Annotated in this window: 18 protein-coding genes and 1 pseudogene; 4 read left to right on the forward strand and 15 right to left on the reverse strand. The window is 41.0% G+C overall.

What is annotated here, in order from left to right; all coding sequences use genetic code 11:
- Window positions 1–46: 46 nt before the first annotated feature.
- A pseudogene (locus HMPREF2573_RS09050) lies at window positions 47–229 on the reverse strand (NADH-quinone oxidoreductase subunit C/D); the annotation flags it as partial.
- Window positions 230–705: 476 nt separating this feature from the next.
- Here HMPREF2573_RS09050 and HMPREF2573_RS04325 point away from each other — a divergent pair.
- Window positions 706–1,947 (forward strand): MFS transporter, encoded by a 1,242-nt coding sequence (locus tag HMPREF2573_RS04325; RefSeq protein ID WP_003656539.1) that lies wholly within the window; start codon window positions 706–708, stop codon window positions 1,945–1,947.
- Window positions 1,948–1,966: 19 nt separating this feature from the next.
- Here the strand turns inward: HMPREF2573_RS04325 and nuoC are convergent, their stop codons facing one another.
- From nuoC to glmM, 8 genes are all read right to left on the reverse strand, one after another.
- On the reverse strand, window positions 1,967–3,715 hold the full coding sequence (gene nuoC / locus HMPREF2573_RS04330; protein WP_038519772.1) for an NADH-quinone oxidoreductase subunit C/D: 1,749 nt from the start codon (window positions 3,713–3,715) through the stop codon (window positions 1,967–1,969).
- Window positions 3,716–3,813: 98 nt separating this feature from the next.
- Window positions 3,814–4,485, reverse strand: coding sequence for a NuoB/complex I 20 kDa subunit family protein (locus tag HMPREF2573_RS04335; protein WP_038519775.1), 672 nt, complete (start codon window positions 4,483–4,485; stop codon window positions 3,814–3,816).
- A gap of 129 nt (window positions 4,486–4,614) precedes the next feature.
- Window positions 4,615–4,773 (reverse strand): hypothetical protein, encoded by a 159-nt coding sequence (locus tag HMPREF2573_RS09310; RefSeq protein WP_162472462.1) that lies wholly within the window; start codon window positions 4,771–4,773, stop codon window positions 4,615–4,617.
- Between the two features lie 65 nt (window positions 4,774–4,838).
- Window positions 4,839–5,447 carry an NADH-quinone oxidoreductase subunit A gene (gene ndhC, locus HMPREF2573_RS04340; protein WP_038519778.1) on the reverse strand — a complete coding sequence of 203 codons (609 nt, stop codon included), beginning with the start codon at window positions 5,445–5,447 and terminating at the stop codon, window positions 4,839–4,841.
- Between the two features lie 176 nt (window positions 5,448–5,623).
- On the reverse strand, window positions 5,624–5,836 hold the full coding sequence (locus tag HMPREF2573_RS04345; RefSeq protein ID WP_003656558.1) for a heavy-metal-associated domain-containing protein: 213 nt from the start codon (window positions 5,834–5,836) through the stop codon (window positions 5,624–5,626).
- A gap of 24 nt (window positions 5,837–5,860) precedes the next feature.
- Complete coding sequence (gene lolA, locus HMPREF2573_RS04350) at window positions 5,861–6,529, reverse strand: outer membrane lipoprotein periplasmic chaperone LolA (RefSeq protein WP_003673744.1); 669 nt, start codon at window positions 6,527–6,529, stop codon at window positions 5,861–5,863.
- A gap of 251 nt (window positions 6,530–6,780) precedes the next feature.
- A complete protein-coding gene (gene pdxH / locus HMPREF2573_RS04355) occupies window positions 6,781–7,416 on the reverse strand; it encodes a pyridoxamine 5'-phosphate oxidase (RefSeq protein ID WP_003659443.1) in 636 nt (211 codons plus the stop codon).
- 165 nt (window positions 7,417–7,581) lie between these two features.
- Complete coding sequence (glmM, locus tag HMPREF2573_RS04360) at window positions 7,582–8,937, reverse strand: phosphoglucosamine mutase (protein ID WP_003659441.1); 1,356 nt, start codon at window positions 8,935–8,937, stop codon at window positions 7,582–7,584.
- Between the two features lie 314 nt (window positions 8,938–9,251).
- On the opposite strand from glmM, the gene HMPREF2573_RS04365 reads away from it, so the two are divergent.
- Both HMPREF2573_RS04365 and HMPREF2573_RS04370 read left to right on the forward strand, forming a co-directional pair.
- Window positions 9,252–10,157, forward strand: a complete 906-nt coding sequence (locus HMPREF2573_RS04365; protein ID WP_070472688.1) for an alpha/beta fold hydrolase — start codon at window positions 9,252–9,254, stop codon at window positions 10,155–10,157.
- Complete coding sequence (locus HMPREF2573_RS04370; RefSeq protein ID WP_003656570.1) at window positions 10,148–10,927, forward strand: CPBP family intramembrane glutamic endopeptidase; 780 nt, start codon at window positions 10,148–10,150, stop codon at window positions 10,925–10,927. Before HMPREF2573_RS04365 ends, HMPREF2573_RS04370 begins: the two co-directional genes overlap by 10 nt.
- A gap of 21 nt (window positions 10,928–10,948) precedes the next feature.
- Here HMPREF2573_RS04370 and dusA read toward each other — a convergent pair whose 3' ends face one another.
- From dusA to HMPREF2573_RS04395, 5 genes are all read right to left on the reverse strand, one after another.
- The gene (gene dusA / locus HMPREF2573_RS04375; RefSeq protein WP_070472692.1) at window positions 10,949–11,917 is read right to left on the reverse strand and encodes a tRNA dihydrouridine(20/20a) synthase DusA; all 969 of its coding nucleotides are present in this window, start codon (window positions 11,915–11,917) and stop codon (window positions 10,949–10,951) included.
- Window positions 11,914–12,717, reverse strand: coding sequence for a TatD family hydrolase (locus HMPREF2573_RS04380; RefSeq protein ID WP_003673740.1), 804 nt, complete (start codon window positions 12,715–12,717; stop codon window positions 11,914–11,916). The genes dusA and HMPREF2573_RS04380 overlap by 4 nt, the downstream gene beginning before the upstream one ends.
- 69 nt (window positions 12,718–12,786) lie before the next feature.
- Window positions 12,787–14,430 carry a mechanosensitive ion channel family protein gene (locus tag HMPREF2573_RS04385; RefSeq protein WP_003664400.1) on the reverse strand — a complete coding sequence of 548 codons (1,644 nt, stop codon included), beginning with the start codon at window positions 14,428–14,430 and terminating at the stop codon, window positions 12,787–12,789.
- Between the two features lie 315 nt (window positions 14,431–14,745).
- Window positions 14,746–16,899, reverse strand: a complete 2,154-nt coding sequence (locus HMPREF2573_RS04390) for a transferrin-binding protein-like solute binding protein (RefSeq protein ID WP_070472696.1) — start codon at window positions 16,897–16,899, stop codon at window positions 14,746–14,748.
- Between the two features lie 274 nt (window positions 16,900–17,173).
- Window positions 17,174–18,685: a surface lipoprotein assembly modifier gene (locus HMPREF2573_RS04395; RefSeq protein WP_070472698.1), complete on the reverse strand. Its 1,512-nt coding sequence runs from the start codon at window positions 18,683–18,685 to the stop codon at window positions 17,174–17,176.
- A gap of 590 nt (window positions 18,686–19,275) precedes the next feature.
- Between HMPREF2573_RS04395 and HMPREF2573_RS04400 the strand changes: the two genes are divergently transcribed.
- The gene (locus HMPREF2573_RS04400; RefSeq protein WP_003661311.1) at window positions 19,276–19,593 is read left to right on the forward strand and encodes a PepSY domain-containing protein; all 318 of its coding nucleotides are present in this window, start codon (window positions 19,276–19,278) and stop codon (window positions 19,591–19,593) included.
- Window positions 19,594–19,744: 151 nt separating this feature from the next.
- Here HMPREF2573_RS04400 and HMPREF2573_RS04405 read toward each other — a convergent pair whose 3' ends face one another.
- Complete coding sequence (locus tag HMPREF2573_RS04405; RefSeq protein ID WP_070472701.1) at window positions 19,745–22,960, reverse strand: lactoferrin/transferrin family TonB-dependent receptor; 3,216 nt, start codon at window positions 22,958–22,960, stop codon at window positions 19,745–19,747.
- Window positions 22,961–23,112 lie beyond the last annotated feature (152 nt).

The following is a 23,112-nucleotide window of genomic DNA, read 5'->3' on the forward strand; positions in this document are numbered from 1 at the left end:
CTTAGACTGATTGTTAAATCACCATCAATCTTTGGAAAAAAGGCAGTTACCTATCACAATCTGCCATCACAATATCAATGCTTGCCAAATAAATAATCGCATCAGACACCAAAGAGCCGTTAATCACGCTGGGCATCTGCTGCAAATGGGCAAAGGTTGGCGTGCGAATACGTGTGCGATAGCTCATGGTGGATTTATCGGATATGACATAATAGCTGTTAAGCCCTTCGGTTTTTTATATAAAACCCATTTTGAGATTAATATATAAAATATATCTTGAATATATATAAAATATATCTTGACATGAGTTGACTTTTATTCTAGTCTAATTATTAAAGGAATATTCAACCAATCAAACATATAGCCACACCATAAAATTTGATTATTCTACATCAAAATACCACAACAGACAAGGAGGTGAGTAGTATGATTTCTACCGTTCGCAACTAAAAAATTTGGAGAGACTCTTGTTTTTGAGAATCATTATTCTTTGATCTCATTCAACAAAGAAAACTCTAAATATACTTAATATTATTTTTAACAATAATTAAACATAAACAAACCTAAAATAGGATAATTATGGGAAAGTGTATCACTTATTCTTAATGAATTCTTACAAACACAAACAATAAATAAACGAATAGGCATACACTTTAATACACTAAAAGTTGAGGAACAAATTTTTTCTATTAATAAGGATTGTTTATGTCAGCAATCATTGCCATACCAAAAACATTAAAAACCATCATTTTTTATGGTGTTGCCTTTGGTAGCTTTCGTATGCTCATTGGTGGCATATCCACCCTATATCTTTTGAGCAAAAATATTGATTTAATTGACTTAGGCTTATTAAAATCATTTCAATTTGGGTTAATGATGATAATTGATTTACCCTTATCTTACATTGCCGATAGATATAGCCGAAAACTATCTACCATACTTGGAATTTTATTTGGGTCATTTTGGTTGTTGACTACCGCTTTTGCCTCAGAAATTTGGCAATTTTATGTTGCAGAAGCATTTAATGCCATCTCCTTATCATTATTTGGTGGTGCTTATATATCTTATTTAATAGATATAAAAAACAAACAATACCCAGATCTAGATAATAAAACTTTACTCTCTTATGACAATAAATACAACAGCCTAGGTATGGCAATTTGTGCTTTTGTAGGCGCCAGTTTTTTAGAACCAGCATCAAATATCATATGGATTATTGCAGGCACATTATTATTTATAGTCAGTATGGGTGCTTTTTTACAACTACCCAGTGATATCTACCAAAGTACGCATAATAATATAAGTGATTTAAAGATTAATACACCCAACTTCTCAGAAAATTTGGGTCGTTTAATCTCAATACTCAAAACAAAACAAGAGATATGTTATGGGCTAATAGTGCTATCTATCTTGCTAATATATTTTCAAACTATATTACAACTATGGCAACCAGTTATTAAAAACTTTAATACAGGCAATTTGGGATGGATTTATGGCATGTTTTTTTCCATCGTCTCTCTTGCTCAGCTTTTGTCAAGTTATGCCATTAATAGTAACATTAAAAACAAATACACATATATTCTGATTTGTCTATTTTTATCACTACTGCTCATGCTATCTGCAATCACACTGTTTCAGCACTCGACAAAAGGGGTTGTATTAATAGTCATCTCTTTATTTATTATGTTTTTTGGCATTAAGTTTTTAATGATTGAAGCTTCAGCTAAATTTCATGACATTATACCCAACAACTATCGTTCACTGCTTGATGGCATGGCATTTTTTATCAGTCGTACCATATTACTGATTATTTTTCCTGCAATTACCTATCTTATACAAAAAATGGGCTTTATTGCTTTACCACTAATTTTTAGCATATTAATCACTTTATATATGTTCATTGGTCATCAATTTAAGACAAATATTAATAATAATACCAGTGTTTAATAAATGGGTTTTTTAATTATCACCTATCACAATCTGCCATCACAATATCAATGCTTGCCAAATAAATAATCGCATCAGACACCAAAGAGCCGTTAATCACGCTGGGCATCTGCTGCAAATGGGCAAAGGTTGGCGTGCGAATACGTGTGCGATAGCTCATGGTGGATTTATCGGATATGACATAATAGCTGTTAAGCCCCTTAACCCCCTCTACCATGCACGCCGACTCTCCTGCTGGCATGACAGGCCCCCATGATACTGATACAAAGTGGTTAATCAGCGTTTCAATGTCTTGTAAGGTACGCTCTTTTGGCGGTGGCACAGCCAGTGGATGCTCAGCCTTATATGCCCCAGATGGCATGTTATTTAGGCATTGCTCAATGATGCGTAGACTTTGGCGAATCTCTTCAATTTTAACCAAACAGCGGTCATAGGCATCACCGTTATAAAACACGGGAACATCAAACTCAAAGTTTTCATAACCCAAATACGGTCTTGCTTTACGCAAATCAAACTCAATGCCCGTCGCCCTTAGTCCTGCCCCTGTTACGCCCCACGCCAGAGCATGTTTGGCATCATATTGGGCGACATTTTGCGTGCGTCCTTTTAGCACACTATTGGTCATGGTTGCCTTGACATATTCATCTATCCGTTTTGGCATCCAGTCCAAAAACTCACGCACCAACCGCTGCCAGCCATTTGGCAAATCGTGAGCCGTACCGCCTATCCGAAACCACGCAGGGTGCATGCGATAGCCTGTTACCGCTTCTATGACATCATACGCCTTTTGACGGTCAGCAAACATATAAAACACAGGGGTCATGCCACCAGCGTCTTGGATAAATGTACCCCAATAAAGCAGGTTATTGGTAATCCTAAAAAACTCACTCATCATGATGCGAATGATATTGGCACGCTCAGGGGTGATAATGCCTGCCAGTTTCTCCACCGCCATGATATAAGGCAACTCATTCATCACCCCACCCAAATAATCAATGCGGTCGGTATAAGGAATGAACGAATGCCAAGTCTGACGCTCCGCCATCTTCTCCGCCCCACGGTGGTGATAGCCAATGTCAGGGATACAATCCACAATCTCCTCACCATCAAGCTGCAACACCAAACGAAACGCCCCATGAGCAGATGGGTGGTTTGGCCCGATGTTTAAAAACATAAAATCCTCATCGCGCCCAGAGCGTTTCATGCCCCACTCTTCTGGTACAAAGCGTAAGTTCTCTTGCTCAAACTCTTGTTTGGCGGTGTTTAAAAAATAGGGCGTAAATTCGGTGGCTCGTGCGTGATATTCTTTGCGTAATGGGTGTCCTTCCCAATATTTGGGCAATAAAATGCGTGTCAGGTGCGGATGCCCATCAAACACCACCCCAAACATGTCCCACACCTCACGCTCATACCAGTTGGCATTGGGATAAATCTTGGTCGCAGATGGGACATGCTCACCTTCTTTTAAAGCAACCTTAATGCGAATGTCTGAATTTCGCTCCAAGCTCATCAGATGATAAAACACCGTAAAATCACTGTCAGGCAAACCATGGCGGTACTGACGCAAACGCTCATCAATGGCGGACAAATCCACAAGCATGACAAAGGGCTTGGGCAATGTGCGTAAAAACAGCAAAACATCAAGCAGCTCATCACAAGCCACCCAAATGGTTGGTATGGCGTCTGCCGTAGATTGTGTGATATAAGTATGGTTGTTTGCGGTCAATTCTTCCAACACGCCAAAATCATGAGTGTGATTTATGCTCATTCGTATTTACCAATTTTTTAAAAGTATAAAAATTTACGCATTTTTGAAATTTTTATTTACTCAGCCATATTTAGGTGATGAGGGTAAACTTAAGCAGCTTAAAACGCATCATCTTGGCTACGCAAGTTGACCGTAGCAATGCGGTCAGCCATCTTGCGGTCTCGTTCGGGTGTCATGATAGGTTGGATAACGCCTTGTTCATTCAGATGAATGCCCAGCGGACGGCGTTCTTTTTGAATGCTCTCTTGTAATAGCATGATGGCTTGAATGAGTGCCTCAGGTCTGGGCGGACACCCCGGAACATACACATCCACAGGCAAGATTTTATCCACCCCCTGCACCACCGAATAAATGTCGTACATACCGCCAGAATTGGCACACGCCCCCATGGAGATGACCCACTTGGGTTCTAACATTTGTTCATACAGCCTGAGAATCACAGGTGCCATTTTGACAAAACAAGTCCCCGCCACTATCATCACATCAGCTTGGCGAGGGGAGGCACGAATGACCTCCGCCCCAAAACGAGACAAATCATGCACGCCTGTCAAGGTCGTGGCGTACTCCACATAACAACAGCTTGTGCCAAAGTTAAAGGGCCATAAGGAGTTTTTGCGACCCCAGTTAGCAAGATTGTGTGTCAAATCGGACAATCTGCCCAAAAAAACATTTTTATCCACCTCGGCTTGGGTGATATCATCAATGATTTCACGGCTTTGTTGTGGGTATTGCTTGGTATTTTGGTTTGGTTTGGTGAGAGTATATTTCATCGTCTTAATCTTGCTGGTTAATAAACTGGCGTTATTTTAGATTTGGTTTTGGATTTATCCAAATGACTGTTTTAGGGTTACAAATCAGATTTTAACTTTTGATTTATCATCGCCATCTGCTCCACTGTCTTAATGATCAGAATTGTTTTTTATTTTCTTGATACCAAAAATCAAACAAATAATCACCCCGCCCATGAATGCAAAATTATCAGAAACAATCGCTGCCATCACAAAACTCATGGCAAGCATGGCAAATATCCAATCAATTTTATACCCTTTTATTATCATAAGCCTTCCTTATCACTTAAAAATCACCCATACCAACAAACACTGTCAATCAATTGGCGGTGCTATTATGAATTAAAATCTTGGGTGGTTACCCGACCTGTGGTATTAATGTGGTCAATGTTTGCCATTTGTTCGCTGTCCTTGTCAAGCACCGCTTGTAAGCCTTTACGCCCTGCAAAAATCCGCCCTGATGACTGAGCAGGGACTTTTCCTGTGGGGTCGGTATGCAGTTCATCAATGCCATGAAAAGCGGTAATGGCGGTCAAATCAAAGTCGGCAGGACGGCTTAGGATGCGTGGTTTTTTCTGACGCTTATCGGCAGGTGCCCAGTTCATCGCACCAAGGTGCATCTCATAGACAAGCCCCACAAATAAAATGGCAATAAAGACAAAAGCACTGGCAAACCCTGCCCAGCCTACTTCACGCACACTCACCGCATAGGCATACAAGTACAAGGCCTCTAAGTCAAATATCACAAAGAAAATCGCCACAAGGTAAAATTTGGCAGACAAACGAATGCGAGCCGTCCCTGCTGAAACCACGCCTGCTTCAAAGTTTTCTTGTTTTTGAGAACCGCTTGAACGCCCACCCAATAGGCGTGGCACGACAAGCATAAAGACGACAAGCCCTAAACTGGCAAGTAAATAGACAATGGCTGACCATTCGGCTGGCATAATCACCCCATGTGATCTCAATTTTATAAAATGGGGATATTATAACACACTTTACAAAATTACATCATTTTAGCAATGAATTTATCCCAAGAAATCATTTCAAATGATTATGGTGAGATTTTTTCAACAAATGGTATACCAAAATCTATCCAAACATATTTAAGTTGTATTATCAACTAAACCAATTGCGTATCAAAGCCTGCCTCTTCAATTGCTTCAACGATTGCTGGAACATCGCAGTCTGACTCATCATATGCCACCACCGCCAAGCCATCTTCTAGACTGACAGAGATTGCCTCAACGCCAACCACCGCTTGTAAGGCTTTTTGGACGCTACTGACACAGCCACCACAAGTCATACCTTCAATCTTAATCTTAATTTGTTTCATAGCGTATCCTTTTATTGTAAAAAATTACTGATTAATCACATCTACACCATTTGGCGGCGTGAAATTAAACTGCGTTGCTGGCAATTTTTTATTTAAAGCAATATTACTAAATTGAATGGTTGTGGTCTGACCAATAGAATCTTGAAGTACCATCATCACGGGACGGCCGCCATTAAAGCTTAATGATAGGCTACCAAAATTAGCATTACTGGATTTGGGTGTTAAAATAAAGTAGTTTTTATTCGCATCAGGTTGGCTGACATTAAAATGGCGATCAATTTGGCTTGGATCGCCTGACAATAATAATGCGGGTACTTCTCCGATTTGACTGCCAACCGATTGCCGAGTTGCTTGTTGCAAATCTTTATCATAAATCCACATGGTATTACCATTAGCGACAATCAACTGTTCGGCAGGCGATTTGGTTTCCCAACGGAACTGATTTTGACGCTGAACGCCCATCATGCCTGTAAAATTGGTTTTTTTATTGCCTGCTTGTGTAGTTTGGCTAAAGTTTGCCGTCATCGAGCGAATGCCTGATAGTTGGCTGTTTAAATTTTTGGTAGCCTGTGATTGAGAAGCAGCGGCAGCATGGGCAACTGTTGTCAAAGCGACAGGCATCATAACAGATGCCATAATAGCACCACTGATAACGGCGTTTACTACGGCGGTTTTTAGGGTTGAAGTTAACATAAATTTCCCTTGATATTCTTGATATAATGCTATGTGATATATTTGATAGCATCTATTTTTATTTTGCCAAATCACTGTATGACAATCTACATAAAAAATGCAAATAAACTGATTAAATGGTTGCGATATGTAGCAATTTTGATAAGGTTGTAAAGGTTGCCAAAATGCGTCATTGGCTGATTCGGTTTTAGGTATGGATAAAATACCAAACACCAATCATCACAAATCAACCAATCGCCCATAAGCTGGCACTACGGCAAAAGACGCATAATTTGCCACTCATCACCTTGTTTGGTGTATGCCATACGATCATGCATACGCCCAAGACGACCTTGCCAAAATTCGGCATGGTCGATGATTAGCTCATAACCGCCCCAAAAACTTGGATAAGGCACATTTTGAGTATGCTGCCGCTCTAGTGCCAAGAATTTTTCCTCCATTGTTTGGCGATTATCAACAACGCCGCTTTGTGGTTGGCTCACCCAAGCACCCAGCTGGCTTTCTCGTGGACGCTTGGCAAAATAAGCTGCTGATTTTTCGGCCGAAACTTTAACCATTTGCCCACTTAAACGAACCTGACGCTCAAGACTGTGCCAAAAAAATAACACTTCAGCATTAGGATTGTCAGCAATATCCTGACCTTTGGCACTGTCATAATTGGTATAAAATACCACACCTTGCTCGGTGAGCTCACGCATCAACACAATACGAACGCTGGGACGATTATCACCGCCACAAGTTGCCAAGCTCATCGCATACGGTTCAGGCAATTTGGCAGCGACCGCCTCATCAAACCAAGCACGAAACAAAGTCAATGGATTGCTTGGCAATCCTGTATCAGCCAAACTGTATTTTTCATAGGATTGTCGATAATCGGTTAAATCCATTCAAATCTCCTCATTGTCATCACAAATCACCCAAACTTGCCAAAATAGTTATTTACCACACCCGTATCTCATAGAGCTTATGGGCTATAGTACTGACAAGTTACATACTTATTGTATACTAATGATATACTTGACATTTTACCAGTTACTTTTATGTCAATTCACTTAAGCCAAAACACGCCGAACTTCTGCCGCTAATTTTTGGGCAACCTCTTGGCATACCGCCTGATTTTGATGCTCAACCATCACACGGATGACAGGTTCGGTACCTGATTGACGAATCAGCAACCGACCTTGGTCAGACAGCTGTTCTTCTGCGTTTTTAAAGATAGTATTTAGCTCATCATTATCATAAGGGTTGCTCATTTGAGTTAAGCGTACATTAATGAGCGTTTGGGGAAAAGGCGTATAATCCAAAACCAACTCTCTTAAAGATTTGCCTGTTTCTGCTATGCAGCTTAGCACCTGCAAGCCTGCCACAATCGCATCTCCAGTACGGCTTTTATCCAAGCATAAAATATGACCCGATGGCTCGCCGCCGATACTCCAGCCTCGCTCTTGGAGTGCTTGCATAACATAACGATCGCCAACCTGAGCTCGGTAAAATCCAATCCCTTGATTAGCCAACGCCAGCTCAAGTGCGACATTACTCATCAGCGTTCCTACCACGCCTACAGGCTTAAGGTGTTTGGCAAGAATGTATAAAATCCCATCACCATCAATAATGTTTCCTTGATTGTCTGCCATAATAATGCGATCGCCATCACCATCTAGGGCAATGCCAACATCTGCACCATACTCACGCACTGCCGCCTGAATAATATTAGGATGAGTTGAACCACAGTTGTCATTGATATTAATGCCATTTGGTGTGTTATGAATTGCAATGACTTGTGCACCTAATTCTTGAAGTACTCTGGGAGCAACACTATAGCCTGCACCATTGGCACAATCAATCACAATTTTAAGATTGGATAAATTTAGATGATACGGAAAACTTCCCTTGCAATACTCAATATATCTACCATTGGCATCGGCGATACGGTGATTTTTACCAATAGCGTCAGCTTTAATGCCCTCTAGGCGAGCCAAACTGGCATTTGTATCATCAACCAAAGCGGTTAATTGATCATTGATGGAATTTTGCATCTCATCAGAGATTTTTTTGCCCTCATGATTAAAAAATTTTACGCCGTTATCTTGATATGGATTATGCGATGCTGAAATGACCACGCCCATATCCGCATGAAAGCTTTTCACCAAATGAGCAATTGCAGGCGTCGGCAGTGGTCCAAGCATATGCACATCAACGCCTGCTGCGTTAAATCCTGCCTGCAATGCCGCCTCGATGACATAGCCTGACAATCGGGTATCTTTGCCAATCAAGACGCTTGGGCGTTTATTGAGCGATTGACGCATTAAAACCTGACCTGCACCAAAACCTAAGCGTAATAAAAAATCAGGTGTGATTGGAAAAACTCCAAATTGTCCACGAATACCATCGGTGCCAAAATAACTCATCATTCATCCTTCTTAAAATACAAAATTGGTGTGATTAACTTAAGTACAGTTAATATTGATGACTTCATGTGAGAGCTAAACTTAGGGATAAATGACAGCAATATCCCAAAATTGATGATTTATCATGAAAATTATAGCATATTTTAAGACAATAAATGACTAAGAAACACCAAACCTTGGTGGATTTGTTGCGGCTTGTGTGTTAAATACTGGAAAATTTACCTAAAGTCATGTATGCTTGATTAATACAAACCATAACTATAACTAACTGGCGATGAATCATAGTAATAAAAACACTCAATCAGGATGATCTTATGACACTCACTCAAATTCATCAGCTAAATAAGCTGCCCAAACCCAAAAAAACTGGCAAGCCACTGTTACATTTTGTACATGCCAATGGTATTCCTACACCAACATATCAAGTCATGCTAGATAGGCTTGCCAGATATTTTACCATCGTGTCAATCAATGAATTAGGCACACACCCCAACTATCCTGTTGATCATCACTGGCAAAGTATGACCCATCAAGTCGGTGATAGCATTGATGATGCCTGCCGTGAGCATGGCGTGTCAACACTGGTGGCAGTTGGACATTCTTTGGGTGCCATGACGACCTTACAGACATTGATTGCTAACCCAAAACCCATCAGCCAAGCAGTTTTATTAGACCCTTCTTTGCTGACAGCTCGTTCTGCTTTTTTATATCATGTAACTAAGACGATGGATAAATACATAGGGCGTATTCCAAAATTTCAATACCATTTGATTGATCAATTAACGCCCGCCCAAAAATCCAAATACCGCAAAGATGTCTTTGATAGCCGTGATGACGCATATCAAGCCCTAAGGCATAAGGCTTTGTTTGCATCATTTGATGAACGCAGTTTTCAAAATTATATCAAATACGGTTTTAAGCCAACGGCGGATGGCAAATATACGCTAAGTATTCCCAAATCTGTAGAGAGTGCAATTTTTCGCACCATGCCATCACTATATTGGCTAAAATCCATCTCACCTGCCAAGCCAGTCGCTTTAATTGCAGGTCAAGACAGCGATTTTACCAAAATTGGCTCTTATGATGATGCCCACAAAAAATTTGATATACCTGTTTATTATGTTCTAGGGTCGCATATGTTTCCGCTTGAGTATCCTGAACAAACCGCTGATGATATCCTAAATACACTCATTGAACAATTACAGCTTGAATGTCACTAACGCCCAAATCCATCGCCTTATTACCCAAATACCCAGCAATCATCGCACTGTTTCTGATGATTGCGATGATTGCAAGTATGTTTGTTCTTCAATATACTTGGTTGTTATTGCTTAGCGGTATTAATGACCTGCTCAATCCATCTTTTATTGCCAAAAATACGCTGATAATCATGTCATTGATATTAACCGCTGTCAGCTTGGTATGGATTATTGTGATTTGGCAATATCTGCGTATCAAAACTATGGGTCATACGACCAAAACAACCATCTTAATATGGCAATGTTATTTTGGCTTTCATGCCATGAATTCAAAGGCGTTTTTTAAAGCTTTGGCGATTTTATTGGTTGGTATCATCTTATCAAGTGGGTTCGTTGCCATACTCAGCGATTGGCTAAAACCCATGCCATCAATTGATGTCAAAAGTTTGGTTGATGGCAGCACGCCCATGTGGTTATTTGCACTGTTGGTGCTGATTTGTGCCCCAATCTATGAAGAGCTGATTTGTCGTGGGCTATTTTGGCGATTGGGTGAGGATATTTTTAGCCCCTTTTTCACCCAAGAGCGACACACAAATATCGCTGTTAGTTTATTATCCAGCGGTATTTTTTCTTTTTTGCACTTTCAATACAATTATATTGACCTTGTGATGATGGCGACATTGTCATTAATACTTTGCTATACACGGCTGTCTACACAATCAATTTTTGCACCGATGCTACTTCACAGTATCAATAATAGCTTAGTGCTGCTTTTGATGATTTTTTCATAAGCCAATCTGTCAGCGATGAACTTATTGACCATTTTGGGATAAAACTCGATCGCCTGACTGATAAATCTCATCGACCGTCAAAACAGACTTACCGCTTAGATCTTGACGCCAGCGTCTCGCGCCTGCCATGCCTTGAAATAACCCCAAATAATGGCGTGTCAATACCGCAAGATTCACACCTTCATCAGCACGCTTTTTTAGATAGCTGATTAAATTTTCAAAAATTTGGCGATGACTGGGCGGCTGACTGCCCCATAAAAGATGACACTCCGCCATCAGATACGGATTATGATAAAATGCTCGCCCAATCATCACGCCATCGACCTTTGCCAACTGCGTCTTAATATCATCCAAATGGCTAATGCCACCGTTAATCTCGATGGTCAAATCAGGGAAATCTTGTTTCAGCCGATAAACCTCTTCATATCGTAATGGCGGAATTTCTCGGTTTTGTTTGGGTGATAATCCTTGAAGCCAAGCAATGCGAGCATGGGTAATAAAATGCGTGCAACCTGCCTCTGCCACCGTCTGCACAAAATCACGCATAAATTCATAGCTATCACAGTCATCAATACCAATGCGATGCTTAACGGTAATCGGTTTGTCGGTTTCATTTTTCATGGCACGCACCATATCAGCCACGATCTGCGGTTCTGCCATTAAACATGCACCGATTTTATTGTGCTGCACCCTATCTGAGGGGCAACCAACATTGATATTATATTCACAATATCCAAAACCAAGTGCTTCGGTTACACGAACCGCTTTAGCCATCTCGTCTGGATTTGAGCCACCCAACTGCAACACAACAGGCGACTCGGTTGGATGACACCGAAGATGATGCTTGGCATCACCTTTTAAGATGGCGCTGGTGCTAATCATTTCAGTATAAAGATGGATATTTGGGTTAAAAAGCCTTGCAAATGCCCGAAAATCCATGGTGGTATAATCAATCATTGGGGCAAGGCTTAAGCGTTTATTTGTCATCATAAGCGTGAGATAATAGGTTTATATTGATTGACCAAAGTGATAAAATTGCGACTGGTGATGTGGCCAATTTCTTCGGCAGATTTTTGATAAATCTTTGCCAAAGCTTCTGCCACATATGGCACAAAGGTTGGTTCATTATCACGGCCACGCTTAGGAACAGGTGCCAAATATGGGCTATCGGTCTCAATAAGCACCCTATCTAAAGGCAATTTGGCAGCGACCTCTCTTAGGTCTTGTGATTTATTAAAGCTTAAAATGCCCGAAAATGAAATATACAGCCCCATATCCAATGCACGCTTGGCAAAGGCATAATCTTCGGTAAAGCAATGAATAATGCCATGTTCGCACCGCTCAGCTGTCAGCACCTCTAAAGTATCCTGATAAGCGCTGCGAGTATGTACAATAATGGGCTTTTTAGCGGTCTTTGCTGCGTCAATGTGTGCAGCAAAACTGTGTTTTTGGGCAGATGATTTATCCTTATCCCAATAATAATCCAGCCCCGTCTCACCAAATGCCCAAACTTTTTCATGATCACGCTTTAGCAGTTCGTCAGGACTGATGGCAGCCAGCGTATGTTCATCTTGGCAAGGATGGACACCGACACTCATACCAATATCAGGCATGGTATCTGCTGACATCTCAACCCAAGCGTGAATATCGTCATATTCAGACAACTGGCACATGATTGCCATGGTACGCCTCACGCCTGCTTGGTACATGGCTTTGAGCAGATTTTCAGGTCTGTTATCATAATGGTCAAGCTTTAGATAAGTCAAATGTGCATGACTGTCTGTATACATGATTTGCCCTTGATAAGTATTGGTTAATCACTTTGGTAACCTAAGTGATGCTAATTGGGGCGTATTTTATCATGTCTTGGGGGTTTTTTCATGCTTTGGGGTTGTTTGGTCATGATTTTGATGCACTGTAATGGATTGTGATGGTAAAGCATGTTCAATATGATAACTTTCTAAAAATTTTAATATCTCCAAAATCAGTACCGATTGTTTGGCATAAAAATCTTGAGCACCATCAGCATCAATATAAGCACGCATCTCAATGACATAACACTCTTGACGCAACTGCTTAATCCAAACTTGATTCCATTCATGGTTGGTCAGCCGATGCATTGCCAAAAATTCTTGTAAATTGGTTATCATTCGCTCAATTTCCGCCAAATCAGCGGTACGCTTGATAAATAAATCATGCAAAAAATAAAACATATCCCTTGCAGTAAAGTTTTCAATCTGTAGCGATGAAAATTCGCCATTTGGCACAGTCACAATTGTGCGGTTTAAGGTGCGGATACGAGTTGAGCGAATGCCAATATCAATCACCGTGCCTTCATAAGTACCAAATTTACAATAATCCCCCACATACACAGGGCGGTCGGCAACCACCACAACCGAACCGATGAGATTTTCAAGCGTTTTTTGGGCACCAAAAGCCAGTGCCAAACCGCCCACCCCCAGTGCGGCGATGCCTGTGGTTAAATCAAACCCAAGATTGCCAAAAATTAAAATAACCGCCAAAATAATCATCAAGGCTTTGGCAACTTTTCTTAATAAATTTAAAATAGAAACCTGTTCAGGGCGACCTCGTTTTAATGAATTTGCCTCAGCACGGCGAAAAATACCATCAAGCAGACGAAGCATCAGCCAAGCGGTCGCACCCCAAGCGACAATATCCTTAATCCGACCAAATGAACTTCGCAATGTCAAAGGCACGCCAACACTGATCATAATTATCGGTAAGATTAATGATAAAACCACCAAAGACAACGGCATAATCACACTGGGCATAATGCGAAAAGGCTTTTTGGTGAGTGTGGTATAAAGCCCCTTACTCACCCAATACAAAATCCATACCGCCAAATTAATCGCCAAATATAAAACCGTCACAAGCAGCACCAATGCTGAAAGCTCAAGCCAATATTTGGTTTGAGCGTGTGTGGTATCATCAGACAGCCCAAGCCGTTCTGAAAGCGTTTGGGCGTGTGTGGTCATCTTGGGCAATGATGACAAGGTCTGTGATGACACTTGCCAAAATACCATGTCATCATCAGTCACACGGCGATTGAGCAAAATGTCAATATGCTCATTCATCAGATGAAGCTCGCCAACTTTATCAATATCACTTGGCAAATTATCCGACAAATCGCCTTCGCTGGCATGACTGATTTGTAAATCTGGATACAGCTTGCCACCTGCATCTAGTGCAACCACCAAATGCTCAACAATCTCACGATTGGGCGTTTGGGTTTTTGCCAAATAACGGCCGTCCAAATAGTTGGCAGCCAGCTCATAGTCTTCTGCTGCAATTGCACGCAATAGCCCCTGAACTGCCCCTCGTGGCGTTTCACGACCAAAGCTATCTACCATGGTTTTGGTTGGATTTTCTTGAGATGTTGGCAACAACTTGGCAGTAGCATGGCTTGGCGTTGTTATTATCATTAACAGAACCATCACCACGCCTGACAGCACCATACCGATTTTTTTGACCATCTTTTGCACAATCACTCACCATAGCTTCATTGACAGACTTAGCTTTTTACTAACCATAACGCATTATAAGTTAAATAATCATGAAAAACCATGACCAAAATAACCCTGACTTTCATTAAATATCATTTAATCATTTATTATGTTAATTTTAATGATTAATGTGATAACACCACCAAATGACAAGCAATAATAATGGCAGATAATGAACACTCATCATCTGCCATCGTTGCTATCAGTCATTGGCATGGCTTGGGCGTATCATCTTAATCATTCATATTTGATTAAGCATCCACCCCATCAGCCGAACCAAGCATTGTGTTTAAATTACTGCTTAACTTCTTGTTTTTTTGTGCCAAAGACCACAGAGACTTTACCATCATCACCGTTGTTTTTGTGTACAAATGACCCGCCCATCTCGGTTGCATTTGGACCATAAAAGCCCCCTGTAACCTCGGCATCTTTGATGACGATGGATTTGCCTGTACTGCTAGAATCTATCTTGTAGCCCCCTGCGTTCGCTTCGGCGGTGCTGGCTTTGCCTGTCCAGCCATTGCCTGCGATTTCACCTTTGATGTTAAAGACAGGATCTGTGCGGTCTTTGGTGGTCAGTTTGCCTTTAACTGTTTTGTTTTTAAAGTCAATGTCAAAATCAGCAACATCTTGGGCCTCATTAAAGCTTTTTGATGAGTCCTTTCCTGTGATGTATCCTACCCAGTTCCCCAAATATTTGGCTGTGCCTGTGGTTGGTACGGCTTTATCGCCTGTGGTAGCGGTGCGTTCGCCTTGTAAAAAGACGCTATGGCTATCACCGACACTGAGCTCACCAAATTTTAGGTATTCAAAGTTTTTGCCATAGCCATAGGTTTTGACGCTAACTTTATCATTCACCATCAAAGTCTCGCCCGCTTCGTTTGTGGCAGACTTTGGCTTGTCTTTGGTGAATTCATTGACATCTTTGGTGGCATCAGTAGGCACCAAATCAATGACGGTAGAACCCAAGACCAACTTTTTGGCATTGCCAAAGTTATCCAGTTCTTTTTTACTATTGGCGGTAAAGGCAGGATTGGTCGTACCAGGTTTATTAAATGTCCCAAGTGCATAGGCATCTAAGATGGCTTCGGTTTTCTCTACTTCACTCTCTTGTTTAGCACCAAAGACACCAAAGAGTTTGTTGTCATCGGTTAGGAATTTACCTGCCAGCTCCTCGCCTTTTGGTCCATAAAAACCACCTTCTAGCCTATCTTTGGCATCGCTGGTAAAGGGGTGTTTGGTTTCGCTGTCTTTTTCTTTATCGCTTGCGATGGCACTGCCACGGAAGCGGTTACCGTGGATATTAGCCTTAATATCGTAGCGTTCGGTTTTCGTAACCTTGCCCTTATGGCCGTCTTGTAGGTTACTAAACAGCTTACCTGTTAGGCTCTTTTTACTAAAATCTACCGTAAATTCACTGCTATGACCATATTCACCGTTATAACCATTTGGTTTGTTTTTCTCATCAGTTAATAAAGATGGGTATTCATGGTAAGACATTGCACTATAGCGATTACCAGCTTGTCCTCCAAAACTGCTAAATGATTGTCCTTTTTTGGCATCGGTCATAAAATCCCAAGTGCCTTTATACTTAACCTCAGATACAGGCAATTGTTTAGCAGTTTGTTCACCTTGATAAAATAAAGCACCATCAAAACCAGTTTTAGCTATTTTCTTTGGAATGATATTAGAATAACCTGAGCGATAAATATAACCAGAACGCACATACTTCAAATCACGAGTGCGTGCTTTATTCTGCTTATCATGTGAATCATTAATATTTTTTTCATAAATGGGTTTAGCAAGTTCTGTTAGACGGTCATCAAGAACTTTTTTAATATAAGCTTTTAGTGTCGCTTCATCAAATTTTTCTTCTTTAGGGCGTTGTTTATTCTCTCTTATGATTTGATCTTCAATGTTTTGCTTCTCTTGGTTGTAAGCAGTTTGTACTTCTTTGCTATTTTTGATGTTTTGCCAAATAGAGTTGTCAAATGGCTTATGCTCCAAGCCACCTTCAAGTTTTACAACATCACCTGTACTGATTTGGGCATGTTCTTCCTGCTGTTCTCCTGGTATCCAGTTACGAAGCTTTAATTCCATTGCATAACCCATGGCAGGTTCTTGAATGGATGAAACTTGTTCTTTGTTATTGGGCGTTGTTGGCACATCTTGATATTTTGGTTCTAGTGTGTTGGCACTGCCTGTACCAGAGTTTGCATTACCTGAATTACCTGCATTGCCTGTACCAGAGTTTGCACCGCCAGCATTGCCTACATTATCAGTACTGCCAGTACCGCCTGTATTTCCTGTACCGCCAGCATTACCTGCATTGCCTGCATTTGGGATGGGCGTAGGAGCAGGTGGATTTGAACCACCACTGCCACCACAAGCGGTTAATAAGACGGCAGAGATTGCCACACACAGTGTGGTTAAAGGAATGTGTTTCATAAAATAATCCTCTGATGGGTTGATGGTATTATCTAAAAAAGTCTGTTAATGCCTATTTTGGCATGTTGACAATGTGCATTTGGCGTATTTGTTTGGGCATTGATGATAAATGCATTTGTGATGGACAAAATACGGCAAATTTACATTGATAAATAATAACATAAACAATAACAATTATCATTAAATTTGTAATCTTTTTTTCTTGATTTTTTCTTGATATTGTCTATGATGGTACATTTTTTTACAAAAACAAAAGTAGGGCATGCTTATCCCATCAAAAAATGCGACTAAACTCAACAAACATTTGATTTTTGTGATAATTTGCCTTGATGTCATTGCTTTTATTGATGTTTGTGCTGATGGTCAGCCGTGGCGTGATGCCCCATTTGTGAATGTCTCTGTGCCAAAGCGATAAAGACGCTTGCATCTGTTTATCATGGCGAATTTGTCCACCGCTGGTTAGGTTTGCCCCTTGGTAATGGCGTTTGTTGATGCTGATTTGGGCACGGCTTGAAAGACCACCCGCCCATTCTTGCCCCCACGCTGTGCGTATGCCACGACGCTCATAGCTGTCAGATGGGTCTTGTGGCACTTTTTCATCATAAAAGTCCGCCCCCAAAAGATAATAGCGTGTGGCATTTGGGTAATAAATCAATGAGGTGCTGTATAAAGTGTTATTACTGTCAGCCCTAGGCGTCCGATGGTTGGTTAGGCGTGATATGTCTATGGCGTTTAGGCTTTGAAATTTTGGGTTGATTCTATAATCAACCGACATGCGTATGCCGATGGTGTCGGTATAACGCTCATGCCCATAAAATCTTTTTTCACCATAGGTCTCAATGCTAAGGTCTTTTTTGGCATCAGCAAAGCCCAAATTTGCCCCCAGTCTGCCCCAATGGTCGTTGTATTTTTTGTGATTTTGATGATGTTTGCCATAGATTTGGGCGTTCGCTCCCACATATGCCCCTTTGGGCAAAGACCACTTTTTATCCGCCCCCAATTGGTAGCTTAGGGTGATGGCGTCAATGGGTTTGTCAAAAGTCCATTGACCTTGCGTGGTGTTTTTGGGGGTTTGATTGATGTTGTCTTCTTTGGCCAGATTCATGCCTACTTGCCATGTCCATGAATCTCGTTGTTTTAACGCTTGTCTGTACTGCCCAACAACCTGCCGCACCTCCTCTGGCAAGTTGTCAGCATGTAATTTATTAAACTGGTCAAGGGCGGCTTCATTTTGTTTGTCCATAAATAATGCCCTTGCCAGATGAAAACGCACCACATTATATTCAGGCATGATGGCGATGATGCGACGCAGCTCATCAATGGCTTTTTTGGCGTTGCCCTTATCCAAAGCAGCCAAGGCATTGGCATACCCAAGTAAAATGCCATTTTGATGGTCTTTGGGCAGTTTTTGATAAATGGGCAATAATGCGTGAACGCCTGCCATATGATTGGTCATGACAGCAGAATTTAGGGCGTGATTGAGCAAATCAGGGTTATCAAGCAGTAACGCCTCATCGGCGATGAGCGTATCTTCGGCAGGATTTGGTGTTTGTGCCAGTATTGGTTCTATTTTTGGTGTTAATGCATCATGGGACAATAACTCAGGCTGAGCATGGTTAATGATGGGTTCAAGGGTGGCTATTTCTTGATTGATTGGCTCTTGATTGTCGGTGCGACCATCATCGGCATGGCTGATATGAGCGATTAGAAAAGTCAAGCCAGCCATAAAAAATCTTATGGGTGTTTTGGTGGGGGTGAATGTGGTATAAACAGGCGTGATTGTCATGACAGCTCCTATCAAAAAAGCGAGCATATTTTACCATTTTTTATGGTATTTAAAAATACAAATATGAATGATTATTAATTAATTTACAAAATTAGTCGCTTAATTGGCATCTTATTAACACAACCTGATGATAAATAAGATGCCATTGATGGTTTTTACTCATTATTTGATACAGTATAACGCTTTATTCATATTATCATTAGCCATAAGGTTACAAATTAGCCATCAGTTTACAATTGATAATAATGACCGACAATTGTTTTACAAATCATCTATGAAACACTACAGACATCTGGGGAAATATGCGTAAAATATGAAGCCTGTTTACCGTCTATGATTGATATAATTTGTGATTGTTTGATTGATAAAATTTATACTAACATCAAACAAACATTACGATTAAAAAAATAGGTCAATAAAATGATGATCATAATAGACCATCATAGAACAAGCAGAGCATTGTGCCTATTTGCCATTGGGCAAAAGGCATTTAACCCACTTGTGATTAATGGTTATCACGACACAGTTATTTATAACGATTGTTTATAACGATAAACATGAATTACAATGATAATAATTAGGAAACTACTATGAAAAATTTAACCAATAAACTGTTGGCTGGCGTACTAAGTGCTGCTGTTTTGTTGCCTGCCGTTGGTATCTCTACCACCGCAGTTGCTAACGACCGTATTAAAGCACAAGCTTATGGCGACAGCAACTTTGCCCAAAATCGTCAAAAAGCCATTCAAATGCTTGCTGCTCGTGGCTATCAAGTCGGCGATATAGAAGTTGATGACTTTTTAGGCAAGCCTGTCTTTGAAGTAGAAGCCTATAAAAACGGTGCTGAGTATGACATCGTTCTTGAATACCCATCACTTAAAATCATCAAAGAGCAGCGTGATTACTAATAAATTAATCGCTAATAAATTAATGACTAATCTGAGTGATGACCGCTAAGAGCATACTCAGCGATGATAAAATAAAGCCCTCATGGTAATGGGGGCTTTATTCATTGGTTGATTGGGATTTGGCATGCCAAAATCACATCAAAGCCACTGGTTAAAACTTCATTTCAAGTGCCAATTGGTAATTGCGTCCAGGAGCGGCATAGCGACCATAATGCTTATCTTGGCTCAGTCCTGTATGCTGATTGACCGCCCCTTCTGCTGTTTGGCGTAAAGCCTCCCAAGTGGTGTAATAGGTATTAAATACATTGTACACGCCAGCACGCAAGGTAAAATTATCTTTTATGTTTACATAACCTGACAAATCAAGTGTTTGCCACGGCGTGGATTTTGCTTTGGTGGCTTGTTTTGTTTGAATGTTGCCATTACCTAAGTTCTTATCTGCCAAAAGCTCGCTTGGATTTTTGGCATCAGAATGGGTAAATATGGCGTTTGCTCCCCATTTTTGGCTTGGGGCATCATAGCCAAGCCCCACCACATAACGAGATGGCTGAATGGCATCAAACAGTATGTTTGTTCCTGCCAAAGTTGGGTTTAAGGTTTTTCCTTTAACATCAACTTTGTTATAAGCCAGTGTTGAGTATAATCCATAGGGAAGGCGACTATTGACAGCGTTTAGGTCAAGTCTGCCAAGAATGTTAATGCCTGTCAAATCAGCATCTTGTCCATTATGAAAGCCCAAATCACCTTTACCACGCTGTTTGCCTGCATTATCACCTTTGGTTAGGGTTCTAATCTCTTCACTTTTACCAACAATCAAATCGGTATAGCGATTTTTAAAATAACTAACCTCAAGACTGCCTAAGTGGTTATGTAAAGTCGCTCCGATTTCTTGGTTAAAGGATTTTTCAGGTTTTAGCTTGGTTTGATGGACAGTCTGCTGACAAATGTAATAAAGACCCTTACAGCCATGTTGCGTGCCTTTACCGATGGTTACGCCAAAGCGTTCGCCATACATTTCAGAAAAACTTGGCATGCGAAAGCCTTGCGAGCTTCTATAAGCGATGTCCAGCCAATTGGTGGGCTTGACGACCACGCCAAAATTCCAAGACAGCTGGTTGCTGGCACTGTTGTCTACCAAAGGCACATCAGATTTGTGTTTGATTCTGTCATAGCGAGCACCCAGCCCCAAATCAACATATTTATTGATGGTCATGTTGTCTTTTAAAGCGATGAAATAATTATCACCGCTGATGTGGCGAGTGGTTGAGCAATCAGCATAGCTGTTGGTCTCGCTATATTTACATTTGTCATCTTTGACCACAGTCGCTTGATTTGGCTCATAGATATTATCCGTGCCTTTATTGGCATTTTGTTGGCTATTTTTATTGGTCCAATCCGCCCATTCGTTGCGTAAATCTTTATAAGCTTTAAAGCCAAGTTCGTCTATCTTGTTGTATTTTTCTTGCCCCAAACTTTGTTTGATTTTCTCAAAGGGTTTTAGGGTGCTGTTGGGGTTTTGTTTATCATATTGGTCAATGATGGCTTGATAATCAATCTTATCGGTATTGGTTTTTTGGTTGTATTGCTCTATGCCTTTTTTGATGGCAAAATTTTGATAAGTGCTGTTTTTGGCGTTACAAGCCTGTGGATGGTCATGACCATAACCATAAGCATCAAGGCAAATGGGTTTGTTGTTTGAACCTAAAATGGGCTTAAACTTATCTGGCAAAGGGTTACTTGGTGGGGTGTAATCAAGTTTTTGATAAGACTGATGGGTTGCCAAACGATAATCTTCACGGCTCAGGCTTGAATTGAATTTATCATAGCCAACTTGCAGGTTGATGTGATGATGCGTACTGCCCAACGCCATTTTTTTGTTAAAGACGGCTTTGATTAAATTGTGCTGTTCTTTGTAGGCATTGTTATCCACCTCTTTTACCGAAAAAGGTTTATTGACATCAGGCGTACAATTTTTGTCAATGTGCGGATAGGTTGAACAGTGCGTGTTGGTCAGCTGGCTGCGTAGCGTAATGTCTTGCTTATCATAAGACACACGCACATCATCAAACCATTTATTTTCACCTTTGCTGTCATAAACATATTCAAGCCCTAGGCGGTCTTTTTGGTGTTTTTCATCATAAAATACGCCATGAGCATAGTTGATGCCATAACCTGAATTTGCCCCAATGGCATCACGAATGCGTTCACCAAGGTTATTGCCTTGATAATAGCCATTGGCTTGGCCATGGTTGCTGAGCCTTGATTTTTCAATGTCATGAACCGTCAGATAAGCAGGCACGGTTTTATCTTGCATGGCGTAGTTTTGTTTGGTGATTTCATACACACCACCGACATAGTGCTTATCGTTTAGCTGATAACCTGGGCGAAGCAGTAAGGATTTGCTGTCTTGGGTGAGTGGGTTTGGGATAAGGCGGTTAGGACCTGTATAATCTTTGACATTGACCTTATCACGTACATTGGTTGGCTTAGCTTGGAGTTTGGTTTGACCGCCAGCAGCACACGCCTCATAATTACCATTGGCACATTCATTTGCTATTAAAAATTTTGGGTTATTTGGGTCAGTGGTTGCCACCGCTCTATCAAAACTTTGGCTGCCCTGATAGGCATCATCATGTGCCTTGTATTCTTGACCACGGCGGTCGGTGTAGATGATAAGACCGCTAAAAGAACCTGCCTTGCCTGCTGCTGCCACAGAATTAACCCATGCGTTATTTTTACTGGCATAGGCGGTTTTGGTCTGCACGCCCCAATCTTTACCATCTTTGATGATGTCATCGGCGGTTTTGGTAACAAATGCCACAGAGCCAGATAATGCCCCAGAGCCGTATTCACTTGAATTTGCACCTTTACTAATCTCAACGGAGCGGACATTTTCGTATTCTATTTCGTTGATTGCCCCACCTGCGGCATAATTTTTGCCTGCCACAGGGCCTTGTAGGGCATAGTGCTGGGCTTGATTGATGCCATCAACCAATACCGCCACACGATTTTTATCCATACCACGAATAGAATAGCCTGAGCTTGCCCCACGACCTTGCTCAACCACAGCAATGCCAGGGTCATAGCGTGTTAAGTCTCGAATGTTTAGCACTTGTTCTTTATTGATGGTCTCGGCAGTTTTGACCACCTTACCAAGCCCTGTAACTTCGTTGGCTTTACGGGCGTTTTTCTTCGCTGTTACAACAGTTTCATCCAAGACAACAACAAGGTTTGTCTTATCTGTTGCCTCCGCCTTATCGGCCGTTGTGTTTGCCAGTGCCACCTGCGTGATGTTAAGCAGACCCAAAGACAAGGCACTAAGTTTTAATACTTGTTTGGATTTTTTGGATTTTTTGGATTGATTCATCAATGACCACCTGTTGGCTTTTGTACTTGGATACATCAATACACCCCCAACCAATCACAAGGCAGGCATCAAATTGAAGATGCCAAAAACCATCTGTTTATGAGCGTGTATCGTTTTTAAGAACTTAATTGTTTACCAAAATAACCATTTGC

It is taken from the genome of Moraxella sp. HMSC061H09, from assembly GCF_001809255.1.
In the GTDB taxonomy this organism is placed as follows: Bacteria; Pseudomonadota; Gammaproteobacteria; order Pseudomonadales; family Moraxellaceae; genus Moraxella; species Moraxella catarrhalis.